General features: G+C 71.0%; 25 protein-coding genes and 1 tRNA gene. 13 read left to right on the top strand and 13 right to left on the bottom strand.

Annotated elements, in window-relative coordinates; translation table 11 throughout:
• Nucleotides 1-5: 5 nt before the first annotated feature.
• On the bottom strand, nt 6-1,016 hold the full coding sequence (locus ACH47X_RS19325) for an ABC transporter permease (protein ID WP_397406222.1): 1,011 nt from the start codon (nt 1,014-1,016) through the stop codon (nt 6-8).
• A gap of 62 nt (nt 1,017-1,078) precedes the next feature.
• Nucleotides 1,079-2,740, bottom strand: coding sequence for an ABC transporter substrate-binding protein (locus tag ACH47X_RS19320; RefSeq protein WP_397406147.1), 1,662 nt, complete (start codon nt 2,738-2,740; stop codon nt 1,079-1,081).
• A gap of 370 nt (nt 2,741-3,110) precedes the next feature.
• On the opposite strand from ACH47X_RS19320, the gene ACH47X_RS19315 reads away from it, so the two are divergent.
• From ACH47X_RS19315 to ACH47X_RS19300, 4 genes are all read left to right on the top strand, one after another.
• A complete protein-coding gene (locus tag ACH47X_RS19315; protein WP_397406146.1) occupies nt 3,111-3,932 on the top strand; it encodes a TIGR02452 family protein in 822 nt (273 codons plus the stop codon).
• 112 nt (nt 3,933-4,044) lie between these two features.
• Nucleotides 4,045-5,142, top strand: coding sequence for a DUF998 domain-containing protein (locus tag ACH47X_RS19310; RefSeq protein ID WP_397406145.1), 1,098 nt, complete (start codon nt 4,045-4,047; stop codon nt 5,140-5,142).
• 97 nt (nt 5,143-5,239) lie between these two features.
• Nucleotides 5,240-5,866, top strand: a complete 627-nt coding sequence (locus tag ACH47X_RS19305; protein WP_397406144.1) for a hypothetical protein — start codon at nt 5,240-5,242, stop codon at nt 5,864-5,866.
• A gap of 116 nt (nt 5,867-5,982) precedes the next feature.
• A complete protein-coding gene (locus tag ACH47X_RS19300) occupies nt 5,983-6,432 on the top strand; it encodes an SRPBCC family protein (protein WP_036967124.1) in 450 nt (149 codons plus the stop codon).
• A 24-nt stretch (nt 6,433-6,456) separates the two neighbouring features.
• Here ACH47X_RS19300 and ACH47X_RS19295 read toward each other — a convergent pair whose 3' ends face one another.
• From ACH47X_RS19295 to ACH47X_RS19285, 3 genes are all read right to left on the bottom strand, one after another.
• Complete coding sequence (locus ACH47X_RS19295) at nt 6,457-6,948, bottom strand: SRPBCC family protein (RefSeq protein ID WP_397406143.1); 492 nt, start codon at nt 6,946-6,948, stop codon at nt 6,457-6,459.
• A complete protein-coding gene (locus ACH47X_RS19290) occupies nt 6,945-7,328 on the bottom strand; it encodes an ArsR/SmtB family transcription factor (RefSeq protein ID WP_397406142.1) in 384 nt (127 codons plus the stop codon). Before ACH47X_RS19290 ends, ACH47X_RS19295 begins: the two co-directional genes overlap by 4 nt.
• A gap of 86 nt (nt 7,329-7,414) precedes the next feature.
• Entirely contained in the window at nt 7,415-8,434 is a 1,020-nt protein-coding gene (locus ACH47X_RS19285) for a LacI family DNA-binding transcriptional regulator (protein WP_397406141.1), read from the bottom strand.
• A gap of 177 nt (nt 8,435-8,611) precedes the next feature.
• Here ACH47X_RS19285 and ACH47X_RS19280 point away from each other — a divergent pair, with 177 nt between their 5' ends.
• Both ACH47X_RS19280 and ACH47X_RS19275 read left to right on the top strand, forming a co-directional pair.
• Nucleotides 8,612-11,533 carry a CBM35 domain-containing protein gene (locus ACH47X_RS19280; RefSeq protein WP_397406140.1) on the top strand — a complete coding sequence of 974 codons (2,922 nt, stop codon included), beginning with the start codon at nt 8,612-8,614 and terminating at the stop codon, nt 11,531-11,533.
• 105 nt (nt 11,534-11,638) lie between these two features.
• Nucleotides 11,639-12,631 (top strand): LacI family DNA-binding transcriptional regulator, encoded by a 993-nt coding sequence (locus ACH47X_RS19275; protein WP_397406139.1) that lies wholly within the window; start codon nt 11,639-11,641, stop codon nt 12,629-12,631.
• A gap of 12 nt (nt 12,632-12,643) precedes the next feature.
• On the opposite strand, the gene ACH47X_RS19270 is transcribed toward ACH47X_RS19275, so the two are convergent.
• A complete protein-coding gene (locus ACH47X_RS19270; protein ID WP_397406138.1) occupies nt 12,644-13,735 on the bottom strand; it encodes a Gfo/Idh/MocA family protein in 1,092 nt (363 codons plus the stop codon).
• Nucleotides 13,720-14,430, bottom strand: coding sequence for a ThuA domain-containing protein (locus ACH47X_RS19265; protein ID WP_397406137.1), 711 nt, complete (start codon nt 14,428-14,430; stop codon nt 13,720-13,722). The genes ACH47X_RS19270 and ACH47X_RS19265 overlap by 16 nt, the downstream gene beginning before the upstream one ends.
• Nucleotides 14,431-14,560: 130 nt before the next feature.
• Between ACH47X_RS19265 and ACH47X_RS19260 the strand changes: the two genes are divergently transcribed.
• Together ACH47X_RS19260 and ACH47X_RS19255 are read left to right on the top strand one after the other, a co-directional pair.
• Nucleotides 14,561-15,586: a LacI family DNA-binding transcriptional regulator gene (locus ACH47X_RS19260; protein WP_397406136.1), complete on the top strand. Its 1,026-nt coding sequence runs from the start codon at nt 14,561-14,563 to the stop codon at nt 15,584-15,586.
• Between the two features lie 21 nt (nt 15,587-15,607).
• Nucleotides 15,608-16,510 (top strand): alpha/beta fold hydrolase, encoded by a 903-nt coding sequence (locus ACH47X_RS19255; RefSeq protein ID WP_397406135.1) that lies wholly within the window; start codon nt 15,608-15,610, stop codon nt 16,508-16,510.
• Between the two features lie 33 nt (nt 16,511-16,543).
• Here the strand turns inward: ACH47X_RS19255 and ACH47X_RS19250 are convergent, their stop codons facing one another.
• Nucleotides 16,544-16,957 (bottom strand): hypothetical protein, encoded by a 414-nt coding sequence (locus tag ACH47X_RS19250; RefSeq protein WP_397406134.1) that lies wholly within the window; start codon nt 16,955-16,957, stop codon nt 16,544-16,546.
• 124 nt (nt 16,958-17,081) lie between these two features.
• Between ACH47X_RS19250 and ACH47X_RS19245 the strand changes: the two genes are divergently transcribed.
• Nucleotides 17,082-17,954, top strand: a complete 873-nt coding sequence (locus ACH47X_RS19245) for a hypothetical protein (protein ID WP_397406133.1) — start codon at nt 17,082-17,084, stop codon at nt 17,952-17,954.
• A gap of 162 nt (nt 17,955-18,116) precedes the next feature.
• Nucleotides 18,117-18,190: transfer RNA gene (locus ACH47X_RS19240), tRNA-Pro, on the top strand.
• 200 nt (nt 18,191-18,390) lie between these two features.
• Here the strand turns inward: ACH47X_RS19240 and ACH47X_RS19235 are convergent.
• From ACH47X_RS19235 to ACH47X_RS19225, 3 genes are read right to left on the bottom strand one after another with little or no spacing between them, the layout of a single operon-like run.
• Nucleotides 18,391-19,029 carry an HD domain-containing protein gene (locus ACH47X_RS19235; protein WP_397406132.1) on the bottom strand — a complete coding sequence of 213 codons (639 nt, stop codon included), beginning with the start codon at nt 19,027-19,029 and terminating at the stop codon, nt 18,391-18,393.
• Complete coding sequence (locus ACH47X_RS19230) at nt 19,022-19,960, bottom strand: NADP-dependent oxidoreductase (protein ID WP_397406131.1); 939 nt, start codon at nt 19,958-19,960, stop codon at nt 19,022-19,024. Before ACH47X_RS19230 ends, ACH47X_RS19235 begins: the two co-directional genes overlap by 8 nt.
• Nucleotides 19,961-19,991: 31 nt before the next feature.
• Nucleotides 19,992-20,630 (bottom strand): HD domain-containing protein, encoded by a 639-nt coding sequence (locus tag ACH47X_RS19225; protein WP_397406130.1) that lies wholly within the window; start codon nt 20,628-20,630, stop codon nt 19,992-19,994.
• Between the two features lie 147 nt (nt 20,631-20,777).
• Here ACH47X_RS19225 and ACH47X_RS19220 point away from each other — a divergent pair, with 147 nt between their 5' ends.
• The 3 genes from ACH47X_RS19220 to ACH47X_RS19210 all read left to right on the top strand — a co-directional run bounded on the left by ACH47X_RS19220 (nt 20,778) and on the right by ACH47X_RS19210 (nt 22,711).
• Nucleotides 20,778-21,758, top strand: coding sequence for a GlxA family transcriptional regulator (locus ACH47X_RS19220; RefSeq protein ID WP_397406129.1), 981 nt, complete (start codon nt 20,778-20,780; stop codon nt 21,756-21,758).
• Between the two features lie 186 nt (nt 21,759-21,944).
• Entirely contained in the window at nt 21,945-22,337 is a 393-nt protein-coding gene (locus ACH47X_RS19215; protein ID WP_397406128.1) for an ester cyclase, read from the top strand.
• Between the two features lie 56 nt (nt 22,338-22,393).
• Nucleotides 22,394-22,711 (top strand): hypothetical protein, encoded by a 318-nt coding sequence (locus ACH47X_RS19210; RefSeq protein ID WP_397406127.1) that lies wholly within the window; start codon nt 22,394-22,396, stop codon nt 22,709-22,711.
• 170 nt (nt 22,712-22,881) lie between these two features.
• Here ACH47X_RS19210 and ACH47X_RS19205 read toward each other — a convergent pair whose 3' ends face one another.
• Both ACH47X_RS19205 and ACH47X_RS19200 read right to left on the bottom strand, forming a co-directional pair.
• Nucleotides 22,882-23,571, bottom strand: a complete 690-nt coding sequence (locus tag ACH47X_RS19205; protein WP_397406126.1) for an SRPBCC family protein — start codon at nt 23,569-23,571, stop codon at nt 22,882-22,884.
• 92 nt (nt 23,572-23,663) lie between these two features.
• Complete coding sequence (locus ACH47X_RS19200; RefSeq protein WP_397406125.1) at nt 23,664-25,169, bottom strand: multicopper oxidase family protein; 1,506 nt, start codon at nt 25,167-25,169, stop codon at nt 23,664-23,666.
• Between the last annotated feature and the right edge of the window lie 65 nt (nt 25,170-25,234).

Genomic DNA, 25,234 nt, shown 5'->3' with positions numbered 1-25,234 from the left:
CGCACTCACCCCTGTTCCCGGATGCGCGGGTCGAGCACCACGTAGAGGGAGTCGGCCAGCAGGTTGGCGAGCAGCGTCGCGAGCGTCACGATCAGGAAGACCCCCTGCATCATCGGGTAGTCGCGCTTGTTGAGGGACTCGAACAGCAGGTAGCCGATGCCGGGGTAGCTGAACACGGTCTCGGTCAGCAGGGCCCCGCCGATGACGCCGCCGAGCGCCATCGCGAAGCCGGTGAAGCTCGGCAGCATCGCGTTGCGGGCGGCGTAGCGCAGGATCACGCGACCCCGTGAGAGGCCCTTGGCCTGGGCGAGCAGCACGTAGTCCTCCCGGACGGTCGTGACCGTCATGTTCCGCATGCCCAGCAGCCAGCCGCCGAACGCGGAGAACACGATCGTCGCGGCGGGCAGCGCCCCGTAGTGCAGCACGGAGGCGAGGAACGGCAGGTTGAAGCCCTCGGCGAGGTTGGCGTCGTAGCCGCCCGACAGGGGGAACCAGCCGAGCACGAACCCGAACACCCACAGGGCCAGCAGCGCGACCCAGAAGTACGGCACGGACGACAGGAACGCCGTCAGCGGGGTGAGGACCGAGTCGAGCCTGCTGCCGGCCTTCCACCCGGCGATCACGCCCAGGCCGGTGCCGAGCACGAACGCGAGCACGGTGGTGGTGCCGACCAGCAGCAGCGTCCAGGGCAGCGCCTGGAGGACGAGCTCGCTCACCGGCACGGGGAAGTTGACAACGGAGACGCCCAGGTCGAACCGCGCGAGCTGCCCCAGGTACCCGACGAACTGCTGGGCGAGGTTCTGGTCGGGGTCGCCGAAGATCGCCCGGATGCTCTCCAGGGTCTCCGGCGGCACCTGCTGGCCGCTGACGCGCTGCAGCTCCTCCACGATGGCGGACGACGGGTCGCCCGGCATGAGACGCGGCAGCAGGAAGTTGAGCACGATCGCGGCGGCGGCGGCCGCGACGTAGAAGCCGAGCCTGCGCAGCAGGAACCCCCAGCGGCGCACGGCCCGCACCGCGGCGGGCGGGTCGGTCGCGGCCGACGGCGCCGGGGCCGGCGCCTCCGTCGTCGTCACGGTCAGCCCTCCGTGGGCTCGAGGTCGAGCATCGTCAGGATGAGGTCCGGCCCCATGCCGACGAACGGGATGTGGTCGAAGTCGTCCGGCGTGGGCCAGCCCGACCAGCGCTTGGCGTTGATCTCGACGAAGTAGAAGTTGTCGTACAGCGGGCTGAACGGCACCTCGTCGACCACGAGCTCCTGCATGCGCAGGCCCAGCTCCTTGAGCTCGGCCTCGTCGTCGGTGCTCTCCATCGCGGCGATGATCTCGTCGGCCTCGGCGTTGGACCACCGGCCCTGGTTGAGCGTGGCCGACTCCCCGACCGGCACCACGAAGTCGCTGTCCAGGAACCCGTAGACGCCGTAGACGCCGGCCCCGCCCGTGGACGCCGCGGTGATGTCGAAGTCGCCGAGGTTCATCGCGTCGTAGTAGCCGGCGGTGGGCTGCCCGGCGGGCTCGACCTCGATGCCGAGCGTGTCGCGCCAACCGTTGATCATGATGTCGGCGTAGCTGCCCCAGGCCCAGTCGTTGTTGAACAGGATGGTGGGGCGGTAGCTCTCGCCGTCCTTGACCAGGGCGCCGTCCTCGACGGTCCAGCCGCCGTCGGCCAGCTCGGCCTTGGCGGCCTCGGCGTCGACGGGCCACGGGTCGGCGAGCTCGGGGTTGATCCAGTCGGCGTAGACCGTCGCGTTCAGCCCGGTCGGGCCGGACTCGGTGCCGGGACGCTGCAGCGTGGTGGTGATGGCGGTGCGGTCCACCGTCATGGCCAGCGCGCGACGCACGTGGACGTCGTCGAACGGGGGCTTGCCGGCGTTGAACATCGCCGACATGGCGCCGCCGTTCGGGTAGAGCTGGTACAGGTTGTGCTCAGGGTCCTTGGCCGTGTACTCCTGCTCGCCGTTGGCCCACGAGCCCTGCGCGATGTCGATGTCGCCGCGCAGCAGCTGCGCCTTGGCGGCGTCAGCACTGGTCGGGATGATCTTGTACGTCGACATCGGCAGCTCGCCGCCCCAGTAGTCGTCGCGCGCGGTGAGGGTGACCTGCTGCGGCTTGAACTCGGCGAGGGTGAACGGGCCGGTGCCGACGGGCTCGGGGTTCGTCCAGGTGTTGAGGTCCTGGTCGCGCCAGACGTGCTCGGGCACCATCGGCAGCAGGATGTTGGCGAACTGCTTGACCGTGGCGAACGACGGCGCGGCGAACCTGACGGTGAACGTCAGGTCGTCGACCTTCTCGGCCTTCTCGTAGGTGACGCCCGCGATCGAGAACTCCGGCTGCTCGATCGGCAGGTTCAGCGAGAAGACGGCGTCGTCGGCCGTGAAGGGCTCGCCGTCGGAGAAGGTGACGCCGTCGCGCAGGTGGACCGTGAGCATGGTGCCGGCGTCGTCGAACTCCCAGCTCTCCGCGAGCCAGGGCTCGACCACGGCGCCGTTGCTGTAGTCGACGCGCATGAGCGGCTCGTAGATCAGCTCCATGTTGGGCGCCTTGTCGACCGCCGGGCCGACCACGTTGTAGTTGTGGACGAACGTGGTGCCGCCGTCCGTCTTGCCGTAGATCATCGTGTCGTCGCGCCCACCGGCGGTCCCTTCGCCGGACGGCGAGCCGCCCGCGCAGGCCGAGGTGAGCAGGACGAGCGAGACGACCAGCGCTGAAACGCGCCGCCCGAACGATCGTGCGTGTCCCATGCCAGATCCCTTCCGCTTCGTCGAGGTGGATCGATCGCTGGTGAGGCGATGCTCATACGTATGAGCAATCGGCCGCGGCGATGCGGAGGTCTGCTCCTACGTATGAGCGAGGACATTAGGGGCGGGTCGGGCAGGGTGTCAACAGTCGTGCTGCCCCGATCTCAGGGCAGCCTACGGGCGTCGGACGGGCCGGGCGGCGACAGACGACGCCGACGACCGCGGTCGGCAAAGTGCGCTTCTACCCAGCCATTGGGCCCGAAACCACGCTGATATCCGGGCCCAATGACTGGGTAGAAGCGCACCTCACCTCCGCCCCAACAGCTCGCAGGCACGTTGACTCGCTCCGTTTCCAGCGGCCAGGATTGCTGCCGTGACCTCGTCGAACAGGAGCCGGGACCGGTTCCGCGCCCTCGCGGCAGAGACCATGGACGCCGTCCGCGACGGAAGCTACAGCGCACACGGCCGGCGCGTCGACATCGCCGAGCAGGTCACCGCTGCCGTCGCCGGCACGCGCCTCATCCTCCCGGACGCGCCGCTGCCGGAGGCCACCCCCTGGTCCGGCCCCACCACCGTCGAGGTGCGCCACGAGTCGAGCCTGGTCGCCGCACGGCGCCTCGGCCCGGGCGCTGCCTGCCTGGTCTTCGCCTCGGCGCGCAACCCCGGCGGGGGCTTCCTCAACGGCGCCCAGGCCCAGGAGGAGGCGGTCGCGCGCAGCTCGGCGCTGTACGCGACCCAGACCGCCGTCCCCGAGTTCTACGAGCACCACCGGCGCGAGACGTCGCTGCTGTACACGGACCGGGTCATCGTCTCGCCCGGAACGCCGGTGATCCGGGACGACGACGGCGCCCTGCTCGCCGAGCCCCACTCCGTCACCTTCCTGACGTCGGCCGCGCCGAACCGTGCCGCCGTCGAGCGCAACCAGCCCGAAGTGGCGAGCCAGGTCTCCGCCACGCTGGCCCGCCGCGCCGGCCGGGTGCTCGACGTCGCCGCCGCCCACGGCTGCCGGCGGCTCGTGCTCGGGGCATGGGGCTGCGGGGTGTTCGGCAACGACCCGGACGAGGTCGCGACCACCTTCGCCGAGGCCCTCGCCTCCCGGCCGTGGTTCGAGCAGGTCGCCTTCGCGATCCTCGACACGCGGCCTGGGCAGCCGGTGCTCAAGGCCTTCGAGCGGGCGCTCGCGCCTACGAGGTGACCCGGGTCCGACGGATCATCCTGTTCGGGTGACGTCGGCGCCCCGGCCATCGACGATGTTGGTTCCGAACCCTGCGGCGAGTACCCGCGGCGGGTAGGCAAGGAGAACCGACATGAGCGACCCGACACCCCTCCCCCGGATCTTCCGACGCCCCGTCGACGACAACGAGTCACGCGAGTCCTCAGCGCTGCTCGTCGGCGCGGGTGCCTTCGTCGTGGGGACCGCGGTGGGGTTCTTCGTGTTCCGCGACGGCGGCGTGCCGATCGCCGGCCGAGGCTCGATCGGGGACTTCGCCGCGATCGGCGGGGCGCTCGTCACCATCGTCGCGTTCCTCCTCGGCTGCGCCCTGCGACGCACCCGGAACCGGCGCGAGTCCGCGGACGACGATGTCCGTCCGCGGCTGCGCTGGTTCGACATCGCGGCCCTGTCGCTGGCGCACGCCGTCATCGCGCTGCTGGGCTGGATCGGCGCCGCGTCGGTCGTGAGCCGGAGCTTCATCGGCGCGACGGCGTACCCGACGTCGGCCGCGCTGCTCGGCGGCGTCGCCCTCGCCGTGACCGCCTACGTGGCGTTCCTCTCCGCGGTGAACCTCACCCCGATGATGTTGTCGCTGGTCCTGGCCGTGTTCCTGACCGTGGGCGTCTTCGCCAGCATGCTCAGCGCCACCGATCCGCTCTGGTGGCAGGAGAACCTCAGCGCCCTCGGGATGAACGACGACGTCTCCTCGATGGCGTTCAACCTGACGCTCGTCATCGCCGGCGCGATGGTCACGATCATCGCGAACTACGCGACCGCATACCTCCCGCACACCACGGCCCGGGAAGTGCGCGGACGTCGCCGCGTCCGCCTGGCGCTCGTGCTCATCGGCGTGCTGCTGGCGTGCGTGGGGATCTTCCCCGTCGACGACTTCCTGATCGCGCACAACCTCTCCGCGACGGGGATGGTGATCATCTACGTCGTGCTGGTCGCGCGCATGCGCCGGCTGCTTCCGTCGATGCCGCGGGTGTTCGTGCTGCTCGGTTACATCTACGTCGCCTGCATCGTGGTCCTGGCGGTCTTGTTCGTCACCGGGTACTACAACCTGACGGCGGTCGAGCTCGTCGTGGCGGTGCTCATCTTCAGCTGGATCATCGTGTTCCTGCGCAACACCGGGGCGGTCGAGCAGGTTCGGGACGATTCGGTGGAGCACCAGAAGGCTCTCAACAACTGAGGGCGACCTTGGGACGCATGATGGCGCGATAACGCAGTGCGTAGCGAATGAAGTCCCAGGTGATCCGGTCGGTTCGTCAGAGCGTTATCTTCGACCTGTGTCGTCATCCCGCGAGTTCCACCTGGCCCACCCCGTACCGCCCCACCCGGCACGAGCGGCCGCCATCTGCTCAGGCATGCTCGTGATCGGTGTCGGAGTCGTGATCTGGGCCTCGCTCGACGCCGCCGGCCCCGCCTCCTTGACGCCGGTCCAGCTCGTGATGGCCTACGTCGTAGCCGCTCTTCTCATCACGATCAGCATCGCCGCACCGGTAGCAGCCTGGCGGCGGCGCCGCGGCCAGACCGAAGAGTCTCCGGCACTCGTGCTCGACGACCAGGGCTTCACGGCGTGGGGCGGCCTCCGGGTCGACTGGCGCGACGTCACCTCCTGGGAGGTCTTCCACCACGACGAGGTCTATGACGACGACGTTCCGGAGGACCACCCCGACTACATCGGCCCGTCCCAGGTCGACGAGCGGCTCATCCTCGTCCACGCCGATCGGCCCGAGAGGTTTCTGCGCCGCCTCGAACCCGAGGTACGCGCCGCCTACGCCGACGATGCCTACGGAACCGGCAAGCGGTTCGGCACACCGATCAGGATCGGTGTCGACGGCCTCGATGCGCCCTCCGACGAGGTCGTCGCGGAGTTCGGACGCTACAGCGGGACCTCCGCGCGACCCCACTGAACCGGCGCCCTCGCCACCGTCGAGGCTCACCGTCGTCATGCGCCCTGCCGATTCACGGGCACCATAAGGTTGTCGGCACGCTACCCCAGCACCCGCGAGCACCACGGAGGACAGCGATGAGCATCGAGACCCCGCGTCACACCGCCACGGCGAGCACCCACATCGCCGAGCCGCCCGAGCGGGTCTGGGCCGAGCTGACCCATCCGGGAGCGCGGTGGATGCTGGGCGCGAACGTCGAGACGGACTACCAGCCGGGCAGCCCGATCACGTTCGAGGGACACTTCTTCGGGCGCGTCTTCGCCGACAAGGGAACGGTCATCGCCGTCGACCGGCCGCGCCTGCTGCACTTCACGCACTTCGCGCCGCTCAGCGGCCTCGCGGACGTCCCCGAGAACTACCACGAGATCCGTATCGAGCTCACGCCCGACGACGGCGGCACCCGCGTCACCGTGACCCAGGAGAACATCGACACCGCGCAGCACGCGACGGCGTCCGAGGGGCACTGGAAGGACGCGCTCGCCACCCTCGCCCACCGGGACGACGGCTCGGGCCCGACCCACTGGTGAGTGGCCCCCGGTGAGGTGACGGGGCTACTGAGCCAGCACCGCGTAGCCCGGGCCCAGCGGCAGGTAGTCCGTGTCGAAGTCGGCGAGCGACGGCGGCTCGCCGCCCTCGACCGCGGCCACCAGGCGGTCCAGGTACCACTCCCAGCCAGGGCCCGTGTCGGGCAGCGTCTTCGGATCGGCGTCCATCTGCCGCAGGGTCAGCGTGGTGCCGCCGTCCTCCTCCGTGAGCTCGGCGCTCAGCCGCCAGCTGCCGTACTCGTCCTCGGCGCTCACCGCGAGCAGCCGTGGCGGCTCGCAGGCGTCGACGCGGAACGGTGCCGGCGCGCCGGGCTCGGCCTCCGCGTTCATGGTCACCAGCACGGTGCCGCTGGCCGGGTCGCCGGTCCAGGTGCCGAACCAGCGGGCCAGGCGGTCCGACTCGGTCACGCTCGCCCACACGTCGTCGATCGGGACGCCGAACCGGCGCACCAGCACCAGCGTCCGCCCGTCGTCCTCCAGGGTTCCGGTCAGGTTCATGCGCTCTGCTCCTTCGCGTTCTTGTTCGCGGTGGTGCCTGAGACAGACGTCCCCCGACGGCGGTCCCGCGCGGCCCGGCGCACCTCGGTGCCGAGCGCGTCGAGGTTCGCGACGGAGACCGGCGCCCGACGCGCGGTGAGCGCGCCGAGGAGCTCGCGCACCTCGGCGAGCGGTGCGGGGTCGAGCACGTAGCGCCGCTCGCGGCCCTCGTCGGTCCCCCGCACCAGCCCCGCGTCGCTCAGCACCCGCAGGTGCTTGCTGATCGCCGGGCGTGACACCGCGTGCTCTGCCGCGAGGTCCACCACGCGCGCCGGGCCGTCCGCGAGCCGCAGCAGCAGCTCACGGCGGATCGGGTCGGCGATGGCTCCGAAGACGTCCACACAGAAATGGTAACCCATGGGTTACCAATATCCGAGGCCGACGCCCACCCCGGCAGACGGCGAGGAGGGCGACGGCGAGGACGGCGTCACTCGCGGGGAGGCCCGACCGAACCGCGCTCGACCAGGTGCACGTCGAGCGCGACAGGCTCGCGGTCGCCGGCCGCGGCCCCGCGCTCGATCTCGTCCAGGATGATGCGCGACGCCTCGGCGACCTTCGCGGGCATGTTCTGCGCGATCGTGGTCAGGCCCGGCGTGGTGTACCGGGCAAAGTCGAGGTCGTCGAAGCCGATCACGGACACGTCGCCGGGCACGGAGCCACCCGCCTCCACGATGCCCGCCATGATGCCGACGGCGAGGTGGTCGGCCGTGGCGAACACCGCCGTCACCCCGGGGTGGTCGCGGCGCAGCCGCAGGCCCAGGCGCCGTCCGTCCTCGAACGAGGTGAGCACCTCGACGGAGCCGACGCCGTCCGGGTCGAGCCCTGCCTCCAGGCAGGCCTCGCGAAAGCCGGCCCAGCGCTGCCCGACCACGCCCATGCCCTGGTAGGGCGGCCCGGCGAACAGCACGCTGCGGTGCCCGGCGTCGGCCAGACGCCGGCCCGCGAGGCGGCCGCCGCCGTGGTCGTCGCTGCGCACGCCGATGGTGCGCGGGTTGGCGGAGTAGCTGTCGATGGCGACCAGGGGCACGGTGTCGACGCGGAGCCGGTCGATCTGCTCGTCCGGGAACTCGACGAGCACCACGCCGTCGAGCGACCAGCCGCGGATCGTCTGCGCCACCTGGTCCTCGTGCTCGATGCCGCGCAGCAGCACGTGGTAGCCGTGATGGCGCAGGTGGGTCTCCATGCCGCCCACGACGGCGACGGTGTGGGGGCTGACCAGCAGGCTGTTGTTCTCCCCCACCGGCACCAGGGCGGCCACGATGTGCGAGCTGTTCGCCGCGAGGCTGCGCGCGGGGATGTTCGGCACGTAGCCGAGCCGGGCGGCGATGCCCAGGACCTTCTCGATCGTGGCGGGCGAGACGCGGGCGCGCTTGCCGTTCATCACGTTCGAGACGGTCATGACGCTGACACCGGCCTCGTCCGCGATGTCGCTCAGTCGTGTGGTCACGCGAACCTCCCCCGTCGGCATCCGGCTCCAGCCGCATCCTAGGTGGACCTTGACCAGGAACTCGGCGTGGCCGTACCGTCTCCACGGAAGTTTACCGCTAAACCTCCGACTCGTGGACGAGACGACCTCGCAGACGAGACGACACAGACAGTGCGCATCCGGTTCGAAGGAGATCCCATGCCGCGCAGTACCCCCACCCGCACCTTTCCCGCCTGGCACAGACGCCTCGCCCTGCTGGCGACCCTCGCGCTCGCCGGTTCCGCCCTCGTGGCCGGCGCGGCCCCAGCGGGCGCCGCGACCACGCGGTACCAGGCCGAGCAGGCCGCCCTGTCAGGCGGTGCCGTCGTCGCCACGGAGCACGCCGGCTACACCGGCGCAGGCTTCGTCGGCGGCTACACCGACGGCAACAAGGGCTCCGCGACCAGCACGTTCGCCGTGACGGCCACGGCGTCGGGCCAGCACACGCTGGCCCTCCGGTACGCCAACGGCACCGGTTCGGCCAAGACCCTGACCCTCCTGGTGGACGGCGCTGCCCAGCAGGTCACCCTGCCCGCGACGGCGAGCTGGACCACCTGGGCGACGCAGAGCACGGTCGTCACGCTGTCCGCGGGCAGCCACTCGATCGCGTACCGGTTCGGCTCCGCCGACTCCGGCAACGTGAACCTCGACGCCCTCGACGTCAGCGACTCGGGCGGCAGCACCGGGGCGGACTACGGCCCCGGGCCCACGTTCGAGGCGGAGGCTGCCACCCTCGCGGGCGGCGCCGTGACCGCCACGGACCACACCGGCTTCTCCGGCAGCGGGTTCGTGGGCGGGTTCACGGACGGCAACGCCGGCTCGGCGTCGGTCACGTTCAAGGTGCAGGTCGCCGGCGCCGGAGCCAAGGACCTCACGGTCCAGTACGCGAACGGCACCGGCTCGGCCCGGACCCTCTCGCTGTACGACGGCGGCACGCGCCTGACGCAGCTGACGCTGCCCGCGACCGCGAGCTGGGACACGTGGGGCACCGTGACGCACACCGCGACGCTGACCGCGGGCAACCACGACCTGCGGCTGACCTACGCCTCCGGCGACAACGGCAACGCGAACATCGACAAGCTCGACGTCTCGGCGAACGTGCCGCCGCAGCCCGCCGGGCCGGGCGAGGCCGAGAACGCGTACCGGTCCGGCAACGCCGCCGTCGCGAGCGCCACCGGCGGCTTCACGGGCACGGGCTACGTGGGCGGTTTCACGACGGCGGGCGCGCGCGTGCTGCGCACGGTCCAGGCTGGTTCGGCGGGCACCGCGACCGCCACGTTCCGGTTCAGCACGCCCGCGGGCGGACGCACCCTCGACCTGCTGGTCAACGGCCGGGTCACGGGTCAGGTGAGCTTCGCCGCGGGCAGCGGGTGGCGCACCACGACGGCGAGCGTGCCGGTGCGGGCGGGCGTGAACACGGTGGGCGTCCGGGCCGCGAGCGGCGGGGCCGACGTGCTGCTGGACAGCATCGCCGTCTCGGGTGAGACGGACCTCGCGGCGCGCGGCGCGTCGACGTCGTACACGCAGTACGAGGCCGAGGCGGGGACGACGACCGGCACCCGGCTGACGCCGTCGCGCACCTACGGCATGGTGCAGGCGGAGTCGAGCGGGCGCAGCGCGGTGCGGCTGGACACCGTCGGCGAGAAGGTGGACGTGACCCTCACCGCCCCGGCGAGCGGGGTGGTGGTGCGCTACTCGATCCCGGACGACGCGGCCGGGACCGGGCAGACGTCGCCCCTGGGCGTGTACGCGAACGGGACCAAGCTGAAGGACGTGACGCTGACCTCGGCGCACGCCTGGCAGTACGGGGAGTACCCGTTCCACAACGACCCGTCGCTCGGCGGGGCCCACCGGTTCTACGACGAGCTGCGTTTCGAGATCCCGGAGCAGGCGGCCGGAACGGTGCTGTCGCTGCGGAAGGACTCGGGCGCCGTGGCGTACATCGACGTCGACCTGATCGAGGCGGAGCGGGTCGCGGCCGCGCTCACGGCGCCCGCGGGCGCCGTCTCCATCACGGCACACGGTGCGACGTCGGGCGGGGGTGACGACACGGCCGCCATCACGGCGGCGGTCGCCGCGGCGAAGGCCGCGGGCGTGCCGGTCTGGATCCCCGCGGGCACCTTCCACGTGAACGACGCGGTCCGGGTCTCGGGCGTCTCCGTGCTGGGTGCGGGCCCCTGGCACTCAGTGATCGTGGGCACCGGCCGGGCGGGCGGGTTCTACGCGACCGGCGGCGGCGTCACCATCGCGGACGTCGCGATCTTCGGCTCGGCCACGGTCCGGGAGGACGCCGAGGGGCAGGCCGCGATCGAGGGCGACTTCACCGCTGAGTCCCTGCTGCAGAACATCTGGGTGCAGCACACCAAGGTGGGCCTGTGGGTGCGGCCCGGCTCCCGGGACCTGCTCGCGGTGGGGCTGCGCGTGCGCGACACGTACGCCGACGGCGTGAACCTGCGCTCGGGCGTGACCAACGCCCAGGTGACCCAGTCGACGTTCCGCAACACGGGCGACGACTCGCTGGCCATGTGGTCGGACGGCGCCGCCGTCAGCGGCAGCGTGTTCTCGTTCAACACAGTCCAGGCCCCGGCGCTGGCCAACGGTCTGGCCGTGTACGGCGGCGGGGGCGGCAACCGGGTCGAGGACAACCTGGTGGCCGACACCGTCAACGCGGCCGCGGGCATCGCGATCAGCACGCGGTTCGGGGTGCCGTTCACGGGCACGACGACGGTGGCACGCAACACGCTGACCCGCACCGGCAGCCGCGAGCCCAACTGGCCCGCCGAGCTCGGTGCGCTGTGGATCTACGCCGACGTGCACGCCATCGACGCGCCGGTGGTGATCCGCGACATGATCATCCAGGACAGCACCTACGCGGGCGTGCTGATGTCGTGGCAGAAGTCGATCCAGCAGGTCAGCCTCGACCGGGTGGCGATCACGGGCTCGGGCACCTACGGCATCGAGCTGCACGCCGCGGGGCGGGCGTCGTTCGCGAACACGACCGTGTCCGGGTCGGGGACGGCGGGACTGCTGAACGACATGGGGTTCGTGCTGGACCGGCAGGGCGGGAACTCGGGGTTCTGACGCCGTCCAGTAGGCTTGCCGCGATGCAATAGCAGCGTCGCCGCACGTGCAGGACACCGTCCGGCACGTGCGGCGCGGCGAGCTGTACGAGGCGAGGAGGCCGACGTGGGTCGACGCGAGGACGTCGCACGCCTCGCGGGCGTCTCGGCCCGCACCGTGTCGAACGTCGTGAGCGGCACCGTCAACGTCGCGGCCGGTACCCGGGAGCGCGTGCTCGCCGCCATCGAGGAGCTCGACTACCGGCCGAGCGAGATCGGCCGGATGCTGCGCTCCGGCCGCACCGGCGTCGCCGGGCTCGTGGTCCCCGACCTCGACAACCCCTACTTCGCGGAGCTGGCCCGCAAGCTCATCGAGGCCGCCCGGGGCCACGGGTACACGCTCATGATCGAGCAGACCGACGGCGTCCGGGACCGCGAGCGCGAGCTCCTCGCCCGCGCCGACACCAAGGCGATCTTCGACGGCCTGATCGTCAGCCCGCTCGGCCTGACCGACGACGACCTGAGCCGGTCCGCGCGCACCCAGCGGCCCGTGGTGCTCCTCGGCGAGGAGCCGCACCCCGGCTTCGACCACGTGCACATCGACAACTTCGTGGCCGCCCGCGAGGCGGTCGAGCACCTGCTGGGCGCCGGACGGCGGCACGTGGTCGCGGTCGGCGCCCAGCGCACGGTGCGCTCCTCCAGCTCGCTGCGGCTGAGCGGGTTCGAGGCGGCGATGGGCGCAGCGCCGAATGCCACGGCGCAGGTCGCCTACGTCGACACGTTCACGAGGCGGGGCGGCGCGGACGCCACCCGGGCCCTTCTGCGCGGTGGCCCGCTGCCCGACGCCCTGTTCTGCTTCTCCGACCTGCTCGCCCTCGGTGCCCTGCGCGCCCTGCACGACGCCGGGATCGCCGTGCCCGAGCAAGTGGCCGTGGTCGGCTTCGACGACATCGAGGACGGCCGGTACGGCAACCCCAGCCTCACCACGATCTCGCCGGACAAGCAGGCGATCGCACGAGCCGCGATGGACGCCCTGGTGCGGCGGATCGGCGGTGACGAGAGCGAGCCGGTACGGGTGCTCGCGCCGCACCGGCTGGTGGAGCGGGAGAGCACGGGCTGACGGCCCGCGCCGTCAGCCCAGCACCGGCCCGTCCGACAACGGCACCGCCGCCGGCCGCTCGCACCGGCTCTCGACGGCGACCGTCGTCCCGGAGTCGGCCGCCGCGAGCAGCGCCGTCATGACCTCCAGCACGTGGTAGGCGAGCACGCCGTCCGCGCGCGCGGGCACGCCGGACGGCGTCGTCGCCAGGTCGGCGACGCCGTAGCCGCGCCCCGCACCGCGGTAGCCCGCACTCGGCGGCAGGGTCTCCCAGGAGCCGCCGAGCTCGTGCAGCAGCACGTCGCCGTCGAACCCGTTCGGGTCGGGGACCACCAGCGACCCGGCCTGCCCGTGCACCTCGATGTTCGACGCGCGGGTGGCGACCGAGTCGAAGCTCATCACCAGCGTCGACAGCGCACCGGAGACGTGCCGCAGCACGCCGGTCACGTGCGTGTCGACGTCGACCGGGACGGTCTCCCCCGCCCGTGGGCCGGAGCCGATCGTGCGCGTCGTGCGGGTGTGGCTGGCCGCGCCGACGACCGACTCGACCGGGCCCAGCAGCGTGACCAGGGCGGTCACGTAGTACGGCCCCATGTCCAGCAGCGGGCCCCCGCCCGGTTGGTAGTAGAAGTCGGGGTTCGGGTGCCAGCGCTCGTGGCCCGGCGTCATCATGGTCGCGGTCGCGGCGACCGGCTGACCGATCGCCCCGTCGTCGATGGCCTTGCGCGCCGTCTGCACGCCCGTGCCGAGCACCGTGTCCGGGGCACAGCCCACGCGCACCCCGGCGGCCTGACCGGCGTCCAGGATCGCGCGCGCGTCCTCGAGGGTGACCGCGAGCGGCTTCTCGCCGTAGACGGCCTTGCCGCCCGCGATGGCACGCAGGGCGATCTCGGCGTGGGCGGCGGGGATCGTCAGGTTGAGGACGAGGTCGACCTCGGGATCGGTCGTCAGTTCCTCGACCGTGAGGGCACGGGCACCCTGCTCGGCGGCCACGGCCTCAGCTCGCGCGGCGTCGAGGTCGGCCACCGCGACGAGGCGGACGGCGTCCAGCCGCTCGAACGTGGACAGGTACTGGCCGGCGATCGCCCCGACCCCGACGATCCCGACCCTCAGCGGCTGGCCCACAGGATGCCCCTCTCGATGATGGTGCGAACGTCCGGGTGGTCGACGACGGCGAGCTCGTGGCCCGGCGTCGAGACGAACACGCGGCCCGCGCCCCACTGCCGCGTCCAGATCGCCGGGCAGGTCACGGGCCGGTGCCACGGGTCGAACTCCCGCGCGGCGAGCGTGGTGGTCGCAAGCACGTCGTTGTAGTCGTCGGACAGCACCCAGTACTGCTCCGTCGTCAGCTCGAAGCCGGAGATCCCGGCGACGATCGGGTGGTCGGCACGCTCGGGCACGATGTCGATCGTGTGCCGTACGAAGTTGTCGGCGGCCTCCCCCGCCAGCTCCGCGCGCGGCGCCTTGGGCGGGTGGGCGGCGAACTGCCCGCCGACGAGCTGCAGGTAGTCGGAGCTGTTCCGGAAGGAGTCGGCGATGCCGCCGTGCCAGCCCGCCAGCCCCGTCCCGGCGGCCACGGCCGCGATCAGGCCGCTGAGCTCCGTGGGCTCGATGGTGCTCATGGTGACGGTCTGGACCACGACGTCGACGCCGGCCAGGTAGTCGGCGTCGGCGTAGACCGCCGTCGAGTCCTCGACCCGGACCTCGTAGCCGTGCTCCGCGAGGAACGGCAGGAACGAGTCGGTGGTCTCGACCGGCTCGTGCCCGGTCCAGCCGCCGCGCACGACCAGCGCGCGTTTGGTGTTCGACGTCGTCGTCATGGGCTCCGCTCCCGAAAGTTGCGCAACTGCGGCCCGATGGGATGCCGCACACCTTTGATACCCGAGTACTTTTGCCGGATCAACCCCCAATAAGTTGCGCAACTTCTGCTGCCGTCACTACCGTCGTCCTATGCCGAACCCACGTCGGACCACGCTCGCCGACGTCGCGAAGGCCGCCGGGACCACGGTGCCCACCGTGTCCAAGGTGCTCGGCGGCCGCTCGGACGTCTCGGCCGCGACCCGCGGCCGCGTGCTGGACGCCGTCGCGGAGCTCGGCTACCGCGGCCGCGCCGGCCGGAACGCGCCGTCGCGGCCGGAGACCTGGCCCTTCGTGGACCTCGTGCTCAGTGGTATCGAGGGCACCTGGGCCAACCGCGCACTGAGCGGCGTCGAGCAGGCCGCCGAGGAGGCGGGGATCGAGGTGGTCGTCTCGGTCGCCCGCCCGCCCGACGACGCCTGGCTCACCCGGCTGCTCGCCCGGCGGCTGCGCGGCGCCGTCCTTGCCCTCGTGGACACGACCGACGACCAGCTCGCGACCCTCGCCGCCGCCCGTGTGCCGGTGGTGCTGCTCGACCCGCTACGCCAGCCGCCGTCGTCCGTGGCGAGCGTCGGGGCCGCCAACTGGGCCGGCGGACGTACCGCCGCCGAGCACCTGCTGGGGCTCGGCCACCGGCGCCTCGCCGTCCTGGGCGGGCAGCGTGACCACCTCTACAGCCAGGCGCGGATCGACGGATTCCGCTCCGCCGTCACGCAGGCGGGCCTCGACCTGCCCGACGACCGCGTGGCCCACACCGACTGGCGGCGCGAAGAGGCGGCAGAGGGCGCCCTGGGCCTCCTGCGCGGCACCCCGGCGTCGACGGCGCTCTTCGCGTGCTCGGACACCATCGCGCTCGGCGTGTACGACGCCGCCGACGCGCTGGGCCTGCGGATTCCCGACGACGTGAGCGTCGTCGGCTTCGACGACCTGCCCGAGGCGCGCTGGCTCAGCCCGGCGCTGACCACGGTGCACCAGCCCATCGCGGAGATGGGCGGCGCGGCGCTGCGCATGCTGCTGCGGCTGGGTGGGGACGTGCCGCGGGAGGCACCGCGCGAGGAGCTCGCGACCCGGCTGGTGGTGCGGGGGTCGACGGCGGCGGTGTCGATGTCACAGGGCTGAGCCGTACCCGGTCATGGGGGCGTGACCTCGAACATCGCCCTCTCCCTCGGCACCCACACCATCTCCGTCCCGCACGGCTCCTCCGTGATCGACCAGCGTTACCACGTCGCCGGAAGCGGCCCCGTGTGCGTCGTCCACCCGGGCGGACCCGGGATCGGCTGGGACTACCTGCGCATGCCCGACCTGGAACGGTGCATGACGATGGTGTACGTCGAGCCCGTCGGCACCGGGGTGTCGGGCCGGCTCGCCGATCCGCGCGGCTACAACCTGGGGCTGTACACCCACTTCCTGCACGCGATCGTCGAGCACCTGGACCTGCCGGAGGTCATGGTGCTCGGGCACTCCCACGGCGGGTTCGTGGCCCAGCGCTACGCGCTCGACCACCCGGACCGCGTCGCCTCGCTGCTCCTGTACGACACCTCGCCCGTGACCGGTGCGGTGTTCTGGTCGGCGGCGGTCGAGAACATGGAGAAGTACGCGCGACGCCACGTCGCCGACCACCCCGAGGTAGCGACCTACGTCGCTGGCCTGACCGGCGAGACCGCGCCGTCCGACGACGAGGGAGCGACGGAGGTGCTGCGCAGGATCTCCCCTGCCTACTTCCACGACTACTGGGGCCACGAGGCCGCCTTCGCCGCCGGGCGCCAGGCGCTGCGCATGTACGCCGCCCCGGCGTGGGGCGAGGGGCCCGCCTTCGACGTGCGAGAGGAACTGCCCGCCCTGTCGATGCCCACCCTGGTGCTGGTGGGCGACGACGACTTCATCTGCGGGGTGCGGTGGGCCCGGATGATCCACGAGGCGGTGCCCGGTTCGCAGCTGGCGGTGCTGGATGGGACCGGTCACCTGGGCCACATCGAGAGCCCGGTGCAGTTCGCCGGGGCGGTGCTGGCCTTTCTCGACGCGGTGACCGTGGGCGGTTCCTGATCCTGCCGTCGGTGTCCGGCTGCTCGGGCGCGGTCAGCCGCCCGGGCAGTCGCTACCTCCGCCCGAGTACTCGACGCAGCCGGTCCACGGCGTGTGCTCGGGCTGCTCGGGACTCGACACCTCGAACGACGGCACCGCACACAGGATCACGACGGCGAGCGCGACGAAGGCGGCCGGACCGTGCCAGAGGTAGATCCAGCTCGCCTCCCGCCGCCAGGCGCTGACCATGGTCCAGACGACCGCCGGCACGACGATCAGGGCGACGACGGTATAGGTGACCTGGTTCGCGGGCACGGGGTTGCTGCAGCTCAACCAGCAGCCGTACGCGGTGAACCAGTTGAACACCAGGACCGGGACGCCGAGGGCGATCACGACGGCGGCGACCGCCTCGAGCGCGGGCATGCCTGAGGCCTCGATGTCCTGGCGGTCGGTGCCGGCGGCGGGCATGGGCCGAATGTACTGGTCAAACCCAGCGCTGACGAGGAAAGATGAGGCAGGTTCGCGGGCCGACGAGGGTCAGAACAGCTCCGCTCGGCCGTCGCCGCGGGACGTGCAGAGCGAGAGGAGAGCCATGACGGACGCTGTGGCACCACGGGACGCGGCCTCGACGGACGGGTGGGAGCACCGCCCGATGTTCTCCACGATCGACAAGGGGTCCCGGATCACCTGGCTGGCGCCGGGCCGGTCCCCCGGTCGCGTGACGCCCCGCATGCACGCGACGGCACTGCTGTGCTTCGTCGGCTGGGCTGCCGCGACGCTGGCCGGCTCGTCGGTGCTGTGCGGCGCGACGTCGGCCGGGTGCACGCCAGGCATCGGCCCGGGCTGGCTGATCGGCGGGGCGCTCGTGCTCGGCTACCTGGCCGTCCTGGCCACAGTCGACCTGAGTGAGCGGGCGCAGGAGAACCTCGGGCAGCGGCGGGCAGCGTCGATGTTCTACCTGGCGCCGCTGCTCGCCGGTGTCACCGTGGGCGCGGCAGCCGGGGCGGATCTCGCACTGGACGCCGACCAGCGGGTGCAGCAGGTGCTCGACGGGGTGCCGGGGACCGAGGCCGTCCTGGTGTCAGCGGTCGTCGCGGTGCTGGCAGCGCTCTGGGGTGTCGTCGTGGCGGTGCGGCTCCCGGGCGCCCTGCGCCTGGCCCGACGCCGTCAGGAGACGATCGCCCGGCTCCGCCGCGACGGGCAGCGCTACGCCGGCCGCCTCGTGCTCGGCGACGTGCGCTTCTGGCTGCACAGCGACCCCGAGCTCGACGTCACCGTCACCTACGACTCGCCGGCCGGACAGCACGACGTCACGGCCCGGATGCGGACCTCGCCCAACCGGGTACCCCGGGACGGGAGCAGCATGATCGTGCTCACGGACCTGCGAGGCGCCGTCCACCTGGAGCTGGACCCGGACGCCGGCGTCACGTTCGAACCGGAAGAGCGGTATGCGCCGAGCGAGTAGGTGGGTACCCCGCCGGTTGCACGTCGGACGCCCGGCGGCGGGCAACGGGCAACGGGCGACTGCGTGCTCGCTCTGGTCGGGCGCAGCCCCCGAGGTGGGGTAGTATTTCCGTCGGCCCCAAGGGGCCAAACCCGGTAGCCTTGGGCATGCTCAAGAACACCGCGGGCTGTGGCGCAGCTTGGTAGCGCACTTGACTGGGGGTCAAGGGGTCGCAGGTTCAAATCCTGTCAGCCCGACCGCATCAGGCCCGGGATTCCAACGGATCCCGGGCCTGAAGGGTTTCTGAGACTTGAACCACTCTCCACTTCGAGCGCTCCAGCGCAGGTGAGCCCTCTCCCCCGCACCCAGGTTGGTTCGGGTCCTGTCGCGTCCTGTCGCGGCAGCTTCCTTTCCTGGAATGAGAGCTTCCGTCACGCCCGGAGCGAGACAACAGTGGTCACTCGGGCCAGGCGTTGTCGTGGATGGTCTGCACGAAGTCCTGTCGTTGGAAGGCGGGGTCGAAGTGGGCGAGCACGTCGTCGTTCATGGTGCCGAAGGTCGTCTGTGGCCGGTCTGCCATGCCGTCGTAGAACGCGTGCAGGATCCGGTTCTTGAAGTCGGGCCGGGGATGAGCCGCTACGACCTCTAGACGCTGCGCCTCGGTGATCTGGTCGAGATCGATGCCGAGCACATCGGTCTCCACGCCCAGCGTGACCACTGCCACCTCCGGTGCCAAGTGGTGCGGGACCTCGGGCGTGGTGTGGAGCGCGATGCCGAGCCAGACATCACGCGCCTCGTCGTGCGAACGGCCGTGCTCCTGCAGGAACCGGTAGGCGGCCTCGGCACCGTCGATCTCGAACCGACGGTCCGAGGTGCGGTAGGACGACGTGAGTCCAAGGTCGTGGAACATCGCGCCGACGTAGGCGAGCTCCGGATCAGTCTGCAGTCCCTGCGCGGCCGCCTTGAGCATCCCCCAGAGGAAGACTCTGCGGGAGTGGTGGAACAGGGTGTCGTCGGTGGACTGCCGCACGACGGTGGTCGCGTCGCGGACGAGTTCGGTGTCCGGAATCGTGATCCCGGCGATGGTTTCAGACATGTGCTTCTCCGTGCTCGTCGATGAACTGGATGATCGTCTTGCCGGAGGTGCGGTGGCGGCGTGCGAACGCGTCCGCGGTCTCGGGCAGCGGCCGTACGGCGCCGACGACGGGCTTGAGCCGCCCGGTTCGGACGCGCTCGGCGAGGTCAGCCAGACGGACGCGGTCGGGTTCGACGACGAAGAAGACCGCTCTGCCGTCCGCGGGCTGCACGGTGGGCGGATGCGCGATCGTGACGAGAATTCCACCGGGGCGCACCAGGGCGATCGACGCATCGAGGACGTCACCACCGATCACGTCGAACACCACATCGACTAGGCCCACCTGAGCCAGGTCGTCTGTCGCCAGGTCGAGGAACACATGGGCTCCCAGCCCGAGGATGATGTCTCGGTCGTCCGCCCGGCCGGTGCCGATCACGTGCGCGCCCGCCTCGTGCGCGAGCTGGACGGCGATCGAGCCGACCCCGCCCGCGGCGCCGTGGATGAGGACTGTCTGGCCGGTCGTGAGGCGGGCATGGTCGAACAGCCCTTGCCATGCGGTCAGGCCGGAGATGGGTAGCGCGGCGGCAACGGTGTGATCGATGCCGGCCGGCAGCGGGGCGAGATTACGGGCCTCGACCGCGACGTACTCGGCGAGGGTTCCGTTGCGGGCCCAGTCGGTCAGCCCGAACACGCGTTGCCCCACGGTCAACCCCGTGGTTCCGTAGCCGAGTTCGGCGACGACGCCGGACACCTCGTGCCCCGGGATGGAGGGCGTGCGGTCGCGGCCGGCGCGGTCGGCCCACGTCGTCGGCCAGTCGAGCTCGCCTGGCGTGAAGCCTGCCGCATGCACACGCACGATGACGTCGTTCTCCGCGGCATGGGGATGAGGCATGTCCGCAGCGGTCAGACCGCTCAGACCTGCGTCACGGTCTCGCACGATGATCGCTCTCATGGTCGTTCCTCTCGACGTCTCAAAGTCGTTGTCAGGTCGGCCACGGCGCGCCGATGATCCGTTCGACGGTCGTCGTGCGCCGGAACCCAGGGATGAAGTGCTCGAGGATGTCGGCGTTCACGGTGCCGTTCGCCGTCTCGGGACGGCGCCGGAGACCCTCGACGTTCGACCGCAGGAACTCGTTCTTGAAGTCCCCTCGTGGATGGGCAGCGACGATCTCCTCGACCTGGTCGTGCTCCAGGTCGTCCAGGCCGAGCCCGAGTACATCGGTCAGGACGCCGAGGTGTGCCATCGCGACCACAGGGGCCATCCGGCCCGGAATGCCCGGCGTGGTGTGCAGCGCGATCGCCGTCCATACGGTCTCCGCGGCGCTCGCCGAGAATCCCCTCTCCAGGAGGAACTGGCGGGCATGGTCGGCCCCGTCGACCTCGAACCGCTGCTCGATGTCGGAGAAGGGCGTCAGCAGTCCGACGTCGTGAAACATCGCCGCTATGTAGAGCAGCTCGGGGTCCGGATCGACGCCGAGCCGGCGCGCATGCGCCAGGCCGAAGAGGAAGACGCGCCGCGAGTGGTGATAGATCAACGGGCTGGTGATCTCCCGAACGAGGACGGTCGCTTCAGCGACCACCGCCGTCTCGGGTATCTCCAGCCCGGTGCTGAGCTGTGACATGGCCTCGTGCTTTCAGGATGTCGTCCGTGGACCGGGTGTCCTGTTTCCATGGTTGCCGGTGGACGACGCGCGGCGCCGCCCTCGTCCGGCCAGGACTCCCTGATATCCGGACAGAGCTCAGCCCCGGCCGTGTGCTACCAATGAACGGTGCCCACACCCCTGCCCCACGACGTCGCGATCCTCGTTCACGACGGGGTGACGCTGCTGGACTTCGCCGGCCCCGCGCAGGCGTTCACCGAGGCGAACAGGCTGGGTGCGAACTACCGGACCACCCTGGTCTCGCCAGCAGGTGCCGACGTCACATCGAACATCGGCGTCCGGATCGCCGTCGACGGTGCGGCGACCTCTCAGCGTTTCGACACGTTGCTGGTCCCGGGCGCCGACATCTATCCCCGTACACCGGTCCCCCGCGACCTGGCAGAGGCCGCGCAGAGATCGGCGGCAGTGGCCGGACGAGTCGTGTCGGTCTGTACCGGTGCGTTCATCCTGGCCGCAGCCGGCCTCCTGGACGGCAAGCGCGCGACCACCCACTGGAAGGCGACGCACGAGCTCGCCACCCGATGCCCGACCTGCACCGTCGAGCCCGACGCGATCTACGTCCGCGACGGCACCACCTACACATCAGCCGGGATCACCGCGGGCATCGACCTGGCGCTCGCTCTCATCGAAGAGGACCGCGGGCCCGACACGGCCCGCGACGTGGCCCGCGCCCTGGTCGTGTACATGCAACGCGCCGGCGGCCAGTCCCAGTTCTCGGCACCGCTGCACGGCCCTCCACCACGCTCGCCGGCGCTGCGCACGGTCACCGACCTGGTCACCGCCAACCCCGGCGGACAGTACTCCCTGGGCGCCCTCGCGAAGCACCTCAATGTCAGCACCCGGCACCTGACCCGTCTCTTCCACGACGAGCTGTCCACCACCCCAGGCCGGTACGTCGAGAACATCCGGTTCGACCTGGCCAGAGCTCTGCTCGACCAGGGGCACACCGCGACCCGGGCCGCGGAGCTCGCGGGGTTCCCCAGCTACGAGAGCATGCGCCGCGTCTTCGTCAGGAAGGTTGCATCCAGTCCGGTCGCGTACCAGCGCCGGTTCACGACCGCACTGGAACCCACCACGCAAGGCAGGTAGAGGCGGACTTCCCTCGCGGTATGACGCAGCGCGGTACGCGAGCCGTACAGAGGCCGCCGCCTGGACGATACGTAAAGAATTGAAGACTCCTAGTTATTCAACGTACCTGGGGGTGGGCCTAGCGTGGATGCCGCGGGTGGACAAGCCCGCGTCAACCGCCCGTCGAACGGGCAGAGAGGAAGCACCGTGTCCGAGTTCGACATCAGAGAGTTCTACGGCCGCTACGTCGACGTCATCAACGCGCACCAGTGGGACCGCGTGGGAGAGTTCATGGCCGACACCGTTCTGGCCCACGGGGTCCCCGTGACCCGCGAGCAGGGGATCGCGAACTTCGCGAGCATCACGGACGCCATCCCCGACCTCACGGTCGAGGTGAAGCAGGTCGTGTACGCCGGCGACACCATCGGCACCCATGCCGTGCACCGCGGTACGCCCGTGCAGGAGTGGCTCGGGGTGGCGCCGAACGGCAAGCCGATCGAAGTGCACGAGATCACGACCTACAAGGTCGAGAACGGCAAGTTCGTGCAAATGTCCAATGTCTGGGACATCGAGACCCTCAAGCGCCAGCTCTCAAGCTGAGGGTTACCCGCTGACCGGGCGGGCTGGTCACTGCCTGAGGTGCCTGTCACCTGTCCGTGCAGCAGTCCCTTCCCTTGCTGACGTGCTTGCCGACGATCCACTCCGCGTCTACATGGTGCCCGACACCAAGCGACGCGCTGCCCACCCTGATCCACTTCCGCGAAGCACTGCGACTGATCACACCCGCACAGGCCGCCCGAGTAGCAGTGCAAGACCGGCAGATGATCGGACTGGCCCGGAACATCGGCATCGAGGATGCCCTCCTGCGCGACGGCCTCTCCGAAGCGGACCTGAACGACGAGACCGTGTCAGCCCTCGCGTCCACCCCGGACGGGCCGGGCCGTGGAACCCTGCCCGCCCGCCGAAGGACGTGAACTGGGTGGTGACGGACTGCAGCACCTCGCCGTGCTGGTCGTAGAGGTCGGCGGTGCTGACGGAGCCGTCCCCGTCAGCCGCGACCAGAAGGTCGACTTCGACGACCAGATCGCGTAGGTGGTCGCCATGCGCGACGAGGGCATCATCGACGGCATCGGACTGAGCAGTCTCAGCTCGCCTCGACCTCAGCCTTCAGCAGGTCCAGCCAGACCTCCAGCCCGCCGCCGAGCTGCTCGCCGGCGGTCTTGGCGTCGGCCTCGTCGAGGGCGGCCAGCAGCTCGGCGTCCCAGGACTCCTCGGTGTGCACGAGGGTGCCCTCGTCGGTCTCCGTGAAGGTCCACAGGTGGATCCCCTTGTCGATCCGGATCGACTCGCCGGTTCCCGGCCCTTCCCAGAGCAGGCACTTGCCGGGTTCCAGCTGCTGGACGCTGGAGGTGACGGTCATGGTGTCTGCGGGGCTGAACGCGGTCTCGGGCACCGGGGTGGTCCACTCGAACTGCGAGTCGGACGTGAACGGGCCGTCGTCGAGTCTCTCGATCGTGAGGACCGTGGGCTGCCAGTCGTCCCAGCGCTCGACGTCGGTGTGGACGTCCCAGACCTGATCGACGGGCGCGTCGATCAGGATGTCGGCGGAGCTCGTGATGGGCGCCGAGCGGTTGATGGTCGTCCCGGCGCACTGCTCACCCGCCGCGATCGGCTGCTCGGCGGACGAGGACTCGGGCGCGCTTGCCGACGCCCTCGGTGCCGCGGCGTCCTCGTGCGATCCGGTGCACCCGGTGACGGCGAAGGCCGTCCCGAGGGTGGTGGCGAGCGCGACGGCGGCCCGGGCGGTGCGACGGGGCTTGCTGGTGCAAGTCATGACTGTCCTTGGTCTCTGGTGGTGTGGGTGTCGGTTGGTTCGGTTGCGCGAGGCGGCGAGGAGCGGCCGGTGTCGGTCGCGCCGGGCCGGCGTCAGGAGTGGTCGTGCCCGGCCGGGACGGCGCCGACCTGCTCACCCTCGGCGAGGACGACGAACTGGCCCATCATTCCGTCGTCCTCGTGCTGCAGCAGGTGGCAGTGATACATGTAGGGCACGTTCGGGTCGGTGTGGTCGGTGAACCGCATCGCCAGCCGGTAGCGGCTTCCCTGGACGAGCAGGACCGTGTCCTTCCAGCCGCTCAGGTGGGGTGGCGGCGCGGCGTCGTCGACCGTGAGCACCTGGAACTGGACGTCGTGGACGTGGAAGTTGTGGATGTAGCCGTTGTCGTTGGTCACCTCCCAGACCTCGACGGTGCCCTCGCGGACGCCGAAGTCGATGCGGTCCATGGCCATCGACCGGCCGTTGATCTGGTCCGACGAGAGCACGAAGGAGCGCTCGGCCGCCACGTCGGCGCCGGCCAGGTCGGGCGCCTCTCCGAGTGCCGCGGGCAGCGCGGTCTCGTCGGCGAGGGTGTCCGCGGCCCGGAACCGGCAGATGTCCAGGCGGTCGGCGAACCCGTCGAGCCGCCCGGACGCGCCGCCGAGGTCCGGCGACGGGTAGGAGCGAAGGTCGACGGTCTCGCCGGGCTCGAACGCCACGACGATCTCCGCACGCTCGCCCGGCGAGAGGTACAGCCGGTTCGTCTCCCATGGTGCGGCCAGCAGGCCGCCGTCCGTGCCGATCAGGGCGAACGTGCGGTCGTCGGAGAACCCGAAGTTGTACAGCCGGGCGTTGGAGGCGTTGAGCAACCGCAGCCGCACGAGCCGGGTCGTGACGTCGAGGTACGGTCCGAGCGTGCCGTTGACGAGGATCTCGTCGCCGATCACGCCGAGCGAACCCGCCAGCGGAAGCCGTTCGACGAACTGGTTGTCGCCGTCGAGCGCCCGGTCCTGGACGATCATCGGCACGTCGTCGACGCCGTACGTGGTCGGCAGGCCCAGCGCGTCGGTGTCCTCGTCGTCGACGATGAACAGCCCGGTCAGGCCGCGGTAGGTGTGGTCCGCCGTCGCGCCGTGCACGTGCGGGTGGTACCAGAGCGTGGCCGCCGGCTGGTCGACGGTCCACCGCGGCGTCCAGGTCTCCCCGGCTGCCACGGGCTGGTGCGGGCCGCCGTCCATGGCGGCGGGCAGGTGCATGCCGTGCCAGTGCAGCGAGGTCTCCCGGTCCAGACCGTTGTGCACGGCGATCTCGACGGTCTCGCCACGGCGGGCGCGGATCGTCGGGGCGAGATAGGTGCCGTTGATGCCCCAGGTGCGGGTAGGCGCCCCGTCCTTGAGCTGGGTCTCACCCGTCTGGATGCCGAGCGCGAAGCTCAGCGCCCCCGAGGCTACGGCCGTGGCCTCGGCAAGCGGCGGGATCCGCAGCGGGGTGTCGAGGTCGATCTTTCCCGCGGTGTCCCGCCGGGCGGCCGCGTAGTAGGTCCCCAGGCCGCCTCCGCCGAGGGCGAGCGCCCCGCCGAGGCCGACTCCGAGGATCTTGAGGACGGTACGTCGTTCCATGAGAGGAACTTCTCGTGTCGGCCCAGGTCATCGCGTCGGTAAGAACTACGTAGGTACTGGTCGTC

Origin of the sequence: Promicromonospora kroppenstedtii, assembly GCF_044389675.1 — a bacterium.
GTDB classification, from domain to species: Bacteria; Actinomycetota; Actinomycetes; order Actinomycetales; family Cellulomonadaceae; genus Promicromonospora; species Promicromonospora kroppenstedtii.
This window is presented reverse-complemented; position numbering and strand designations above follow the sequence as displayed.

Excerpts from the sequence above, each read along its gene's own strand:
- ACH47X_RS19320 (WP_397406147.1), bottom strand. The coding sequence starts at position 2,740 with ATGGGACACGCACGATCGTTCGGGCGGCGCGTTTCAGCGCTGGTCGTC.
- ACH47X_RS19310 (WP_397406145.1), top strand. The coding sequence starts at position 4,045 with ATGAGCGACCCGACACCCCTCCCCCGGATCTTCCGACGCCCCGTCGAC.
- ACH47X_RS19300 (WP_036967124.1), top strand. The coding sequence starts at position 5,983 with ATGAGCATCGAGACCCCGCGTCACACCGCCACGGCGAGCACCCACATC.
- ACH47X_RS19295 (WP_397406143.1), bottom strand. The coding sequence starts at position 6,948 with ATGAACCTGACCGGAACCCTGGAGGACGACGGGCGGACGCTGGTGCTG.
- ACH47X_RS19280 (WP_397406140.1), top strand. The coding sequence starts at position 8,612 with ATGCCGCGCAGTACCCCCACCCGCACCTTTCCCGCCTGGCACAGACGC.
- ACH47X_RS19265 (WP_397406137.1), bottom strand. The coding sequence starts at position 14,430 with ATGACGACGACGTCGAACACCAAACGCGCGCTGGTCGTGCGCGGCGGC.
- ACH47X_RS19260 (WP_397406136.1), top strand. The coding sequence starts at position 14,561 with ATGCCGAACCCACGTCGGACCACGCTCGCCGACGTCGCGAAGGCCGCC.
- ACH47X_RS19250 (WP_397406134.1), bottom strand. The coding sequence starts at position 16,957 with ATGCCCGCCGCCGGCACCGACCGCCAGGACATCGAGGCCTCAGGCATG.
- ACH47X_RS19245 (WP_397406133.1), top strand. The coding sequence starts at position 17,082 with ATGACGGACGCTGTGGCACCACGGGACGCGGCCTCGACGGACGGGTGG.
- ACH47X_RS19235 (WP_397406132.1), bottom strand. The coding sequence starts at position 19,029 with ATGTCTGAAACCATCGCCGGGATCACGATTCCGGACACCGAACTCGTC.
- ACH47X_RS19230 (WP_397406131.1), bottom strand. The coding sequence starts at position 19,960 with ATGAGAGCGATCATCGTGCGAGACCGTGACGCAGGTCTGAGCGGTCTG.
- ACH47X_RS19225 (WP_397406130.1), bottom strand. The coding sequence starts at position 20,630 with ATGTCACAGCTCAGCACCGGGCTGGAGATACCCGAGACGGCGGTGGTC.
- ACH47X_RS19205 (WP_397406126.1), bottom strand. The coding sequence starts at position 23,571 with ATGACTTGCACCAGCAAGCCCCGTCGCACCGCCCGGGCCGCCGTCGCG.
- ACH47X_RS19200 (WP_397406125.1), bottom strand. The coding sequence starts at position 25,169 with ATGGAACGACGTACCGTCCTCAAGATCCTCGGAGTCGGCCTCGGCGGG.